General features: G+C 68.3%; 11 protein-coding genes. 5 read left to right on the top strand and 6 right to left on the bottom strand.

Features of this window, described 5'->3' with window-relative positions; translation table 11 throughout:
• Positions 1–11 precede the first annotated feature (11 nt).
• Complete coding sequence (locus tag ENN83_RS13765) at positions 12–746, top strand: SDR family oxidoreductase (protein WP_287187856.1); 735 nt, start codon at positions 12–14, stop codon at positions 744–746.
• Positions 747–772: 26 nt separating this feature from the next.
• A complete protein-coding gene (locus ENN83_RS13760; protein WP_287187854.1) occupies positions 773–1,288 on the top strand; it encodes a copper chaperone PCu(A)C in 516 nt (171 codons plus the stop codon).
• 43 nt (positions 1,289–1,331) lie between these two features.
• On the opposite strand, the gene metF is transcribed toward ENN83_RS13760, so the two are convergent.
• The gene (gene metF / locus ENN83_RS13755; protein ID WP_287187852.1) at positions 1,332–2,201 is read right to left on the bottom strand and encodes a methylenetetrahydrofolate reductase [NAD(P)H]; all 870 of its coding nucleotides are present in this window, start codon (positions 2,199–2,201) and stop codon (positions 1,332–1,334) included.
• 101 nt (positions 2,202–2,302) lie between these two features.
• On the opposite strand from metF, the gene ENN83_RS13750 reads away from it, so the two are divergent.
• Positions 2,303–3,214, top strand: coding sequence for a LysR family transcriptional regulator (locus ENN83_RS13750; RefSeq protein ID WP_287187849.1), 912 nt, complete (start codon positions 2,303–2,305; stop codon positions 3,212–3,214).
• A gap of 84 nt (positions 3,215–3,298) precedes the next feature.
• Here the strand turns inward: ENN83_RS13750 and ENN83_RS13745 are convergent, their stop codons facing one another.
• Positions 3,299–3,856: a 5-formyltetrahydrofolate cyclo-ligase gene (locus tag ENN83_RS13745; RefSeq protein WP_287187847.1), complete on the bottom strand. Its 558-nt coding sequence runs from the start codon at positions 3,854–3,856 to the stop codon at positions 3,299–3,301.
• Positions 3,853–5,238 (bottom strand): magnesium transporter, encoded by a 1,386-nt coding sequence (mgtE, locus tag ENN83_RS13740; protein ID WP_287187845.1) that lies wholly within the window; start codon positions 5,236–5,238, stop codon positions 3,853–3,855. The genes ENN83_RS13745 and mgtE overlap by 4 nt, the downstream gene beginning before the upstream one ends.
• A gap of 135 nt (positions 5,239–5,373) precedes the next feature.
• Here mgtE and guaD point away from each other — a divergent pair, with 135 nt between their 5' ends.
• On the top strand, positions 5,374–6,660 hold the full coding sequence (gene guaD / locus ENN83_RS13735; RefSeq protein ID WP_287187843.1) for a guanine deaminase: 1,287 nt from the start codon (positions 5,374–5,376) through the stop codon (positions 6,658–6,660).
• Positions 6,661–6,717: 57 nt separating this feature from the next.
• On the opposite strand, the gene ENN83_RS13730 is transcribed toward guaD, so the two are convergent.
• Positions 6,718–7,539 carry a ferredoxin--NADP reductase gene (locus ENN83_RS13730; RefSeq protein ID WP_287187841.1) on the bottom strand — a complete coding sequence of 274 codons (822 nt, stop codon included), beginning with the start codon at positions 7,537–7,539 and terminating at the stop codon, positions 6,718–6,720.
• Positions 7,540–7,916: 377 nt separating this feature from the next.
• Here ENN83_RS13730 and ENN83_RS13725 point away from each other — a divergent pair, with 377 nt between their 5' ends.
• Positions 7,917–8,636: a Crp/Fnr family transcriptional regulator gene (locus ENN83_RS13725; RefSeq protein WP_287187839.1), complete on the top strand. Its 720-nt coding sequence runs from the start codon at positions 7,917–7,919 to the stop codon at positions 8,634–8,636.
• 42 nt (positions 8,637–8,678) lie between these two features.
• On the opposite strand, the gene tpiA is transcribed toward ENN83_RS13725, so the two are convergent.
• Positions 8,679–9,428 carry a triose-phosphate isomerase gene (gene tpiA / locus ENN83_RS13720; protein ID WP_287187837.1) on the bottom strand — a complete coding sequence of 250 codons (750 nt, stop codon included), beginning with the start codon at positions 9,426–9,428 and terminating at the stop codon, positions 8,679–8,681.
• 88 nt (positions 9,429–9,516) lie between these two features.
• A complete protein-coding gene (locus tag ENN83_RS13715) occupies positions 9,517–9,885 on the bottom strand; it encodes a HesB/IscA family protein (protein ID WP_287187836.1) in 369 nt (122 codons plus the stop codon).
• Positions 9,886–9,998: the final 113 nt, after the last annotated feature.

Genomic DNA, 9,998 nt, shown 5'->3' with positions numbered 1-9,998 from the left:
GGGGAACCGCCATGCAGACCATTCTCGTCACGGGTGCGGGCAGCGGCATCGGCCGCGCCACCGCCCGGGCCTTTCTGGATGCGGGCTGGCGCGTCGCGCTGGCGGGCCGCCGCGAGGCGCCGCTGGTCGAGACCGCGCAGGGCAATGCGCAGGCGCTGGTCCTGCCGATGGACGTGACCGATGCCGCGGCGGTCGAGGCGGGTTTCGCCCGGATCGCGGCCGAGTGGGGGCGGCTCGACGTGCTGTTCAACAATGCGGGCATCGGCCTGCCCTCGGCGCCCATCGACGAGATCGCGGTAGATGACTGGCGGCTTCTGTCCGCGATCAATATCGACGGGATGTTCCTGTGCGCCCGCGCGGCCTTTGGCCTGATGCGACGGCAGGATCCGCAGGGCGGGCGGATCATCAACAATGGCTCAATCTCGGCGCATGTGCCGCGCTGGGGGTCGGCGCCCTATACGGTGTCGAAACATGCCGTCACGGGGCTGACCCGCGCGCTCAGCCTGGACGGGCGGCGGTTCGACATCGCCTGCGGGCAGATCGACATCGGCAATGCGCTGACCGAGATGGTCCAGCAGATGACCCGGGGCGTGCCGCAGGCCAATGGCGAGATCGCGGTCGAGCCGGTGATGGATGTGGCCCATGTCGCGGCCTCGGTGCTGCACATGGCCGAACTGCCCCTCTCGGCGAATGTCCAGTTCATGACGGTGATGGCCACCGCCATGCCCTTCATCGGCCGGGGCTGAGCGCCCCCGCATCACAGGAGAAGACCATGTCACCCAGGACCTTGCTGCTTGCAACCGCGCTGGCACTTACACCCGCCCTGCCGGCGTTGGCCGGGGATATCGAGGTGCAGGACCCCTATGCCCGGGCGTCCACCATGATGTCGAAATCGGGGGCGGCCTTCATGGTGCTGGTCAATACCGGCGCCGAGGAGGACCGGCTGGTCTCCGCCGCCTCGGACGTGGCCGAGCGGGTCGAGCTGCACACCCACGAGGCCGATGCCAATGGCGTGATGCGCATGGTCGAGGTCGAAGAGGGCTTTGCGATCCCCGCAGGCGGCAGCCACGCGTTGAAACGCGGTGCCGACCATGTGATGTTCCTGGGCCTGACCCGGCCGCTGGCGCAGGGCGACAGTGTCACCGTGACGCTGACCTTCGAGAAGGCGGGCGAGATGGTGGTCGAGATCCCGGTCGACATGACCCGCGATGCCATGGGCCGTCCGGTGGACGCGCCCGTGCAGGGCGGTGGCATGGGGCCTGGCGAGCCCATGCGGCCGGGGAACTGAAATCGCCGCCGGGGGGGCGCCCGGTGCGGGCCCGGCGCGGGCGTCAGGCGACCTTTTCCAGATGCCCCGCGGGCAGCACGCCCAGCGCGTGGCAGATGTCGCGCGTCAGGTGCGGCTTGTTCAGCGTGTAGAAATGGAAATCCTGCACGCCCCCCTCCATCAGTTCGGTGCACAGCTCGGTCGCCAGCGCCCTGCCCAGCAGATCCTCGCGCCCGTCGCGGATCGCCTTGTCGAACGCCTCGTCCACCCACGCGGGAATCCGCGCGCCGCAGCGTTCGGCAAAGCGGCGCACGCCGGCCCATTTCTCGATCGGCAGGATGCCGGGAATGATCTTCGTGCCGTCGATGCCCGCCGCGTCGCATTCCTCGCGGAAGCGCAAGAAGGTTTCGGCCTCGAAGAAGAACTGGGTGATCGCCGAATCCGCCCCCGCCTCGAACTTGCGCTTGAGCCATTGCACGTCATGGCCCACGCCCCGCGATTCGGGATGCGGCTCGGGATAGGCGCCCACGCGGATGGTAAAGGCCGCCCGCGCCGCCAGCGCCTCGATCAGTTCGCAGCTATCGGCGAAACCTTCGGGGTGGGGGGTGAACCTGCCCTGACCCTGCGGCGGGTCGCCGCGAAGCGCCACGATCTCGGTCACCCCGGCCCTGGCATAGGCGTCGGCGATCTCCAGCGTCTCGGCCCGGGTGGCATCGACACAGGTCAGGTGCGCGGCGACGTTCACGCCATAGCGGTTATGGATCGTCTCGACCGCCTCATGGGTCAGCTTGCGCGTGGTTCCGCCCGCGCCATAGGTCACCGACACGAATTGCGGCTTCAAGGGCGCCAGCGCCTGCACCGTCTCCCAGAGCTGGAAACTTGCCCCCAGCGATTTCGGCGGAAAGAACTCGAAGGACACACGGGGGGCGGACATGGCACTTGCTCCGGCTGGATTCGGCTTCGCACGCTTGTCGCACGCGGCGGGTTGTGAAACAAACTCATAGTTCTCAAGATCAATATGAGCGGCGCGATAATATGCACCTCGAACTTCGCCACCTGCGCACGATCAAGGCCATCCATGACGCGGGCGGTCTGGCCCGCGCAGCCGAGCGTCTGAACATCACCCAATCGGCGCTCAGCCATCAGGTCAAGGGGCTGGAAGAGCAGGTCGGGATGGAGCTTTTCGTGCGCCGCACCAAGCCCCTGCGGCTTTCGGCAGCGGGGCTGCGGCTGCTCAGGGCGGCCGAAAGGGTGCTGCCCGAGATCGCTGCGCTCCAGGCGGAATTCCAGGGCCTGCGATCGGGCCGGTCGGGGCGGCTGCATATCACGCTGGAATGCCATGCCTGCTATGACTGGCTGTTGCCGGTGCTGGAATCCTTCCGCAAGGCCTGGCCCGAGATCGATGTCGATATCCGCCCCGGCCTGTCCTTCGACGCGCTGCCCGCGCTGGCCCGCGAAGAGGTGGATCTGGTGATCTCCTCCGATCCCGAGGATCACGCCAACCTGACCTTCGCGCCGCTCTTCGACTACGAACCCGTCTTCGTCTGTGCCGCCACCCATCCGCTGGCCGCGAAACCCTTTGTCGAGGCCGAGGATTTCCGCGACCAGACCCTGATCACCTATCCGGTGGACCGCGCCCGGCTCGACATCTTCACCGGGCTGCTGAGACCCGCCCGGGTGGAACCGCTGGCAGTGCGGCCGGTGGAACTGACGGCGGTGATCCTGATGCTGGTGGCCTCGGGGCGTGGGGTGACGGTGCTGCCCGACTGGGTGATGCGCGACGCGCGCGGCCTGGCCGATCTGGCGATCCGCCGGGTGACTGAACCGGGCCTGACCAAACGCATCTATGCCGCCACCCGGACCGAGGACGCGGCGCGGCCCTATATCGCCCATTTCATCCGGCTCGCCCGCAGCGAACCGGTCAAGCTGCAACGCGCCAGCCCCTGAGCTTCTGTCCTTCTTCTGGCCGGAAATATCCCGGGGGGAGTCCGCAAGGACGGGGGGCAGCGCCCCCCTGCCCCGGTGGGGCGCTCAAACCCCGATCCGGATCGCCTCGGCCTCGGTGACGATCACATCCAGATGCTGGTCGGTCGGCTCGACAGGGACATGCGCCACCTCCTGCGCGGCATAGGCGAAGCCGACAGCCAGAACCGGCCCGTCGGCGCGCAGCCGCGCCAGCGTGCGGTCATAGAAGCCCCCGCCATAGCCCAGCCGCGCGCCGCTCCGGTCGAAGGCGAGCAGCGGCACGATCAGGAGCTCGGGGCGCATCTCCTGCCCCTCGACCGGCACCGCCGCGCCGAAGGGACCGGGACGCATCGGGCAGCCCGGCGTCCAGCGGTGAAAGACCAGCGCCGCGCCTCCGGCCACGATCACCGGCACGCCCACCGGCCCAAGCGCGGCCAGCGCCGCCATCGCGGGCAGGGGGTCGATCTCGTCGCGCATCGGCACGTAGCCGGAGGCAGGGCGGCCCAGTTCCGGGGCCAGAACGCTCAGCAGGCGTGCCACCGCCATCGCGCCGCGCGCCGCATCATGCGCCGCCGCCCGCCGCGCCAGCGCCTCGGCGCGCAGCGCCGCCTTCCGGTCCTTCACAAGAGCACCATCGTCGCAATGCCCAGGAACACGAAGAAGCCCACGATGTCGGTGATCGTCGTCACGAAGGGGCCCGACGCGACGGCCGGATCGACCCCCGTCCGTTCCAGCGCGATCGGGATCAGCACGCCGCCCACCGCCGCCCCGATCAGCGTCAGCAGAAGCGCCACCGCGATCACCGCGCCGATCATCGGCTCGCCGAACCACAGCGCCACCACCGCCCCCATCATCGCGCCGAAGGCCAGGCCGTTCAGCAGCCCCACCAGCGCCTCGCGCCGCACCACGCGCCAGGTGTTCGACGAGGTCAGATCGCGCGTGGCCAGCGCGCGCACCGCGACCGCCAGGGATTGCGTGCCCGCATTGCCGCCCATCGAGGCCACGATCGGCATCAGCACCGCCAGCAGCACGATCTGCTGGATCGTCGCCTGGAACTGCGCGATCACCGAGGCCGCGACATTGGCGGTGACCAGGTTGATCATCAGCCAGGGGAAACGGCCCCTGGCGGTGGTCAACACCTTGTCGCTGAGGCTGGTATCGCCCACACCCGCGAGCTTCAGGTAATCCTCCTCGTGTTCCTCGTCGAGCACGTTCATCGCGTCGTCGATGGTGATGACACCCACCAGCCGCCCGCCCTCGTCCACCACCGGGGCCGAGATCAGGTGATACTGGTTGAACAGATAGGCCACCTCGGATTCGGGCTGGGTGACGGGGATCGTGCGGAAACTGTCCTCCAGCAGCGTGGTCAGCCTGACCGATCGCTTGGAGGACAACAGCTTGCCGAGCGTGACATAGCCCACCGGCCGGATGCCCGGATCGACCACGATCACATGGTAGAACTGGTCGGGCAGGGTCTTCTTGTTGGCGCGCAGATGGTCGATGGTCTCGCCCACGGTCCAGTGTTCGGGGGCGCGCACCACCTCGCGCTGCATCAACCGGCCCGCGGAATAGTCCGGATAGCCCAGCGCCTGCTCGACCGCGACCCGGTCGGCCACCTCCAGCGCGTCGAGGATCGCCTCCTGCTGGGGCTGTTCGAGATCCTCGATCAGGTCGACAACGTCGTCCGATTCAAGGTCGCGCACCGCCTCGGCAAGGACATCGGGCGGCAGGAAGGCGATTACCTCCTCGCGCAGGCCCTCGTCGAGTTCGGACAGCACCTCGCCATCGAACTGACGCCCGCCCATCAACAGGATCTCGCGCCGCTTTCCGCTGTCCACCTGTTCCAGAAGGTCGGCGATGTCGGCCGGGTGCAACTGCTCCAGCAACGCGGCCAGCCGCGCGGAATCGCCCGCCGCCACCGCCAGCAGGATCGCCGATACCGTCCGGTTGTCGAGCGCGTAGCCCTCTTCTTCCGGAACGGTCTTGTCGATGATGTCGTCGTCCATGCCTTGCCCTGCCCGATCCGTTGTCTGCACCATAGCCAAACCGGTCGCCCTGCAACAGGGTGCGATGCGGGATTTACGCCATCCCCGCAGGTCCATAGGGTTTGCGCAGGTGCAGGGCGCAGGGGAGGGCTTCGGGTGGAACTGATCCTGGGACAGGTGCTGCATTTCGCGGCCGACCCCTTCGCCGAAGGGCCGGCGGCTGCGCTTGTCGAAACGCGGGGGGGCGTGCTGGTGGACGCTGGCCGGATCGCGGCGGTCGGGTCGGCGGATGCGCTGCGCGCGGCCCACCCGGGCGCGCGGGTGACCGACATGGGGGCGGCGCTGCTGTCGGCGGGATTCGTCGATGCCCATGCGCATTATCCCCAGACCGGCATCATCGCGAGCTGGGGCAAGCGGCTGATCGACTGGCTGAACAGCTACACCTTCCCCGAGGAAATGCGTTTTGGCGATCCCGCCCATTCCGCCGAGGTTGCGGCGCTGTATCTGGACCTTGTGCTGGCCCATGGCACCACGACGGTGGCCAGCTTCTGCACCAGCCATCCCGCAAGCGTCGATGCCCTGTTCGCGGCTGCCGAGGCGCGGGGGATGCGGGTTGTGGCGGGCAAGACCTGCATGGACCGCAACGCGCCGCCCGGCCTGTGCGACAGCGCCGGGCGCGCGCATGACGAAAGCGCGGCGCTGATCGCGCGCTGGCACGGACGGGGGCGGCTGGTCTATGCGATCACGCCGCGCTTTGCGCCGACCTCGACGCCCGGGCAACTGGATGCGCTGGGCACGCTCTGGGCCGACCATCCGACCTGCCTGATGCAGACCCATCTGAGTGAGCAGGCCGAGGAACTGGACTGGGTGCGCGCGCTTTACCCCGAGGCGCGCGATTATCTGGATGTCTACGAACGCGCAGGGCTGCTGGGGCCGGGCGCGCTGTTCGGCCATTGCATCCACCTGACCGGGCGCGAGCGGATGCGCCTGCGCGAGGCGGGCGCGGCGCTGATCCATTGCCCGACCTCGAATGCCTTCATCGGTTCGGGGTTGTTCGACATGGCCGGGCTGACCGCCGAGGGCCAGCGCGTGGGGCTGGCCACCGATACCGGCGGGGGCTCGTCCTTCTCGATGCTGCGCACCATGGCCGCGGCCTACGAGATCGGCCAGTTGCGCGGCCGGGCGCTGCATCCGGCGGAACTGTGGTGGCTGGCTACCGCCGGGGGGGCGCGGGCGATGGGGATGGCCGAGCGGATCGGAAACCTGGCGCCGGGGATGGAGGCCGACCTGATCGCGATCGATCTGGCCTCGACCCCGGCCATCGCCCAGCGCAGCGCGCGGGCAGGGACGTTCTGGGAGGCGGTCTTTCCGACCATAATGATGGGCGACGACCGCGCCATCGCCGGGGTCTGGGTGAACGGGCGCAGGCGTGGCGCCGACTGAGCGGCTGGCGCAGGGGTTTTCCCGCGCCCGGCCGGTTCGCTGTTGTCCGGATCGGTCCTAGCCGACGAACGCCTTCTCGACCACATATTCGGCGGGTTCGGAATTCGCGCCTTCGCGCAGGCCCCAGCCTTCGAGGATCGCCATCACGTCCTTGTTGAAGTCGAGCGAGCCGCAGACCATCGCCCGGTCCGCGGACGGGTCCATCTTCTCGCAGGGCAGGCCGAGATCGCGGAACACCTTGCCCGAGGCCAGGTTGTCGGTGACCCGGCCCATGTTGCGGAAATCCTCGCGCGTGGTGGTGGGGTAGTATTTTAGCTTGTCGCCGACGAATTCCCCGATCAGCGGATCCTGGGGCAGGCTTTCGACCAGTTCGCGGCCGAATTCCAGTTCCGCCACCTCGCGGCAGGTATGCATCATGATGACCTCGTCATACTGCTCGTATGTCTCGGGGTCGCGCATCAGGCTGGCGAAGGGGGCGATGCCGGTGCCGGTGGCGAGGAACCACAGCCGCTTGCCGGGCAGAAGCGCATCCAGGACCAGCGTGCCGACGGGTTTGGGTCGCAGGATGATCTCGTCGCCGGGCTTTATATGCTGAAGCCGCGAGGTCAGCGGGCCGTCCTGCACCTTGATCGAGTAGAAATCGAGGCCGTCATCCCAGGCGGGTGAGGCGATCGAATAGGCGCGCATGATCGGCTTGCCGTCATCGCCGGGCAGCCCGATCATCACGAACTCGCCCGACCGGAAGCGCAGCGATTGCGGGCGGGTCGTGCGGAAATAGAACAGATCGTCGGTGTAGTGACGCACCTCGGTCACGGTCTGCGCGTCGGGCAGAGTCTTCTTGGCGGCGGTTGCTTGGGTCACGGCGGTCTGCTGGTTCATGTATGCGATGCAACGGGACAGGATGCCCCGCTCCTTTCCTTCTAGGTGTCCTCGCCCTTCGGGGAAACCCCCAACCGTCCGCACCGGCCGGAATGCCCGGCGCGGACCCTCACGCGGGGTATTCCCGAGAGCGGTGCCCGCGGCCATGACCCAGATCAAGCCTTGTTGTCGCAGCTTGCGGCAGATCCGCCCGTTTGCGCGCCGTTCCGATGGCCGGAGGAACGCGTTTGACCGCCGATACGGCCCTTGCAACATGGACTCTTGCAAGGGATTTCGGGCCGCGGCCATCGGGGGTTTTCTTCGTGGATCGCGTTGACGTGACGTTAATGCACCCCGACGGCGGTTTGGCATGATTGTAAGAGGTATTCCAGCGTATCATGGATGTGACACATGCTCGACGCCGAATTCGCGAGACCGGTTGGCTGGGAAACCTGCCCGGCCCCTTCTGCACCGCATTGCTTGCCGGCTCCCATCTGCGGCGTGTCGGCAATGGCGAGGTTCTGTTTCATCGCGACGATCCCGCCCCGGACTTACTCGGGCTGGTGGATGGCCTGCTTTACGTCTATGCCGATGCCGATGCCGGGGACGAGGGGCCGCGACTGGTCTTCGTGGCCCATCCGGGCTGGTGGGCGGGCAGCGTTGCCATGGTCGGCGGCTCGGAGCGGCGCTGCACGGTCGTGGCCCGCGCGCCTTCGGTGCTGCTGTCGGTGCCGCGGATGCATATCGAGGCGCTGGCCCGCCGCGATCCGGCGACCTGGCGCCATGTCGCGGTCAATGTCGCCGCGCAATATGACAGCCTTGCGCTGCTGTCGCTGGCGCAGGCCAATCCCGATCCGCGGGTGCGGCTGCTGATCTCGTTGAAGCGGCTGCACCGGTTCAATGACGGCGCCACCATCTTTCCGGTGACGCAGTCCGAACTGGCCGAGTTGTCGGGGCTGTCGCGGAACTCGGCGAACCGGGCAATGCGCCAGTTCGTGGCCGAGGGGCTGATCGAGACGGGCTATGGCTGGCTGCGCATTGTCGATCCCGACACGCTCGACGCGGCGCTGTGCCAGCGAAACGGCACCGGGGAATGCTGCGAGCGGCGGGCGGGCTAGGGCCGCGCATGCGCGCGCGCGGCCCCGTCCGGTGGGCCGTGGTCAGGGCGCCGCTTCGAGCGCGGCGATGATGGCGGAGAAATCCGCCGCCTTCAGCGACGCGCCACCCACCAGCGCGCCATCGACATTCGAGGTCGCGAAGATCTCGGCGGCATTGTCGGGCTTGACCGAGCCACCATAAAGCAGCCGGATCCCGTGCCCCGCCTCGCCGAAGCGCGCGACCAGTTCGGCGCGCAGGAAATCATGCACCTCGGAAATCTGGTCCGGCGTCGGCACCCGGCCGGTTCCGATGGCCCAGACCGGTTCATAAGCGACCACGACAGTCGCGCCGGTCACGCCCTCGGGCAGCGAGCCTGCCAGTTGCGCCCCCACCACGCCCAGCGTCTGGCCCGCATCGCGCTGGGCCTCGGTCTCGCCGATGCAGACCACGGCCACCAGCCCCCCGGCCAGGGCGGCCTCGGTCTTGGCGCGCACGATGGCGTCGGTCTCGGCATGATCGGTGCGGCGTTCGGAATGGCCGAGGATCACATGGCTTGCCCCCGCATCGCGCAGCATGGCGGCCGAGATGTCGCCGGTATGGGCGCCCGCGGTGGCGGCGTGGCAGTCCTGTCCGCCCACTGCGATTGCCGTGCCATCCGCCAACCGGGCCATGCGCTCGACCAGCGTGGCGGGCGGGCAGAGCAGCAGATCGACCGCAGGCGCGGGATGGGCCGTGGCCAGGGCCCTCACCTCGGCCAGCGCCGCACCCGTGCCGTTCATTTTCCAGTTGCCGGCTGCCAGTTTCCGCCGCATGCGCAATCCTCCCTTGCTGCAAATACCGGGCGCCTTTTAGGGCATTTGCCCCGGAAGCGGAACGCCTCTTTTGCGCGCAGCAGGGGGGTCAGTCGCCGCGGGCCTCGTCCATCTCGCGAAACTTGATGGATTCGCCGCAGCCGCAGGCATCCACCACATTGGGATTGCGGAACTGGAAGCCGGATTCCAGCAGGTTGGTCTGGTAGTCGATTTCGGTGCCGAACAGGAACATCTGCGCCATCGGCGCGATCGCGATGCGCGCGCCGCCCTGTTCCACCACCTCGTCATGGGGGTCGATGTCGGAGACGTAATCCATCGTGTATTCCATCCCCGCGCAGCCGCCCTTCCTGACGCCGATCCGCAACGCGGCGGCACCGTCCCGCGCCATCAGCCTTGCAACCTGGGCCGCCGCGGCGGGTGTCAGCGTGACGGACGGTTTTCCGGGGATGCCGAACATGGATGCGCCTCCTTTTCCCTGGTCAAAGACTAGGGTTTCCCGGGCACAGTCTCAAGGGGAAGTCGGTGGCGCGTGGGGGAAAGAGGACGGGGCGGCGCGCGCCGCCCCGTCCT

Origin of the sequence: Rhodovulum sp. (assembly GCF_011048875.1) — a bacterium.
GTDB classification, from domain to species: domain Bacteria; phylum Pseudomonadota; class Alphaproteobacteria; order Rhodobacterales; family Rhodobacteraceae; genus Rhodovulum; species Rhodovulum tesquicola.
The sequence above is the reverse complement of the archived record's forward strand: the minus strand, read 5'-3'. Positions and strand labels throughout refer to the sequence as shown.

Coding starts and splice junctions, on each gene's coding strand:
- ENN83_RS13750 (WP_287187849.1), top strand. CDS start 2,303: ATGCACCTCGAACTTCGCCACCTGCGCACGATCAAGGCCATCCATGAC.
- ENN83_RS13725 (WP_287187839.1), top strand. CDS start 7,917: ATGGATGTGACACATGCTCGACGCCGAATTCGCGAGACCGGTTGGCTG.
- ENN83_RS13715 (WP_287187836.1), bottom strand. CDS start 9,885: ATGTTCGGCATCCCCGGAAAACCGTCCGTCACGCTGACACCCGCCGCG.
- mgtE (WP_287187845.1), bottom strand. CDS start 5,238: ATGGACGACGACATCATCGACAAGACCGTTCCGGAAGAAGAGGGCTAC.
- ENN83_RS13730 (WP_287187841.1), bottom strand. CDS start 7,539: ATGAACCAGCAGACCGCCGTGACCCAAGCAACCGCCGCCAAGAAGACT.
- tpiA (WP_287187837.1), bottom strand. CDS start 9,428: ATGCGGCGGAAACTGGCAGCCGGCAACTGGAAAATGAACGGCACGGGT.
- metF (WP_287187852.1), bottom strand. CDS start 2,201: ATGTCCGCCCCCCGTGTGTCCTTCGAGTTCTTTCCGCCGAAATCGCTG.
- ENN83_RS13760 (WP_287187854.1), top strand. CDS start 773: ATGTCACCCAGGACCTTGCTGCTTGCAACCGCGCTGGCACTTACACCC.
- ENN83_RS13765 (WP_287187856.1), top strand. CDS start 12: ATGCAGACCATTCTCGTCACGGGTGCGGGCAGCGGCATCGGCCGCGCC.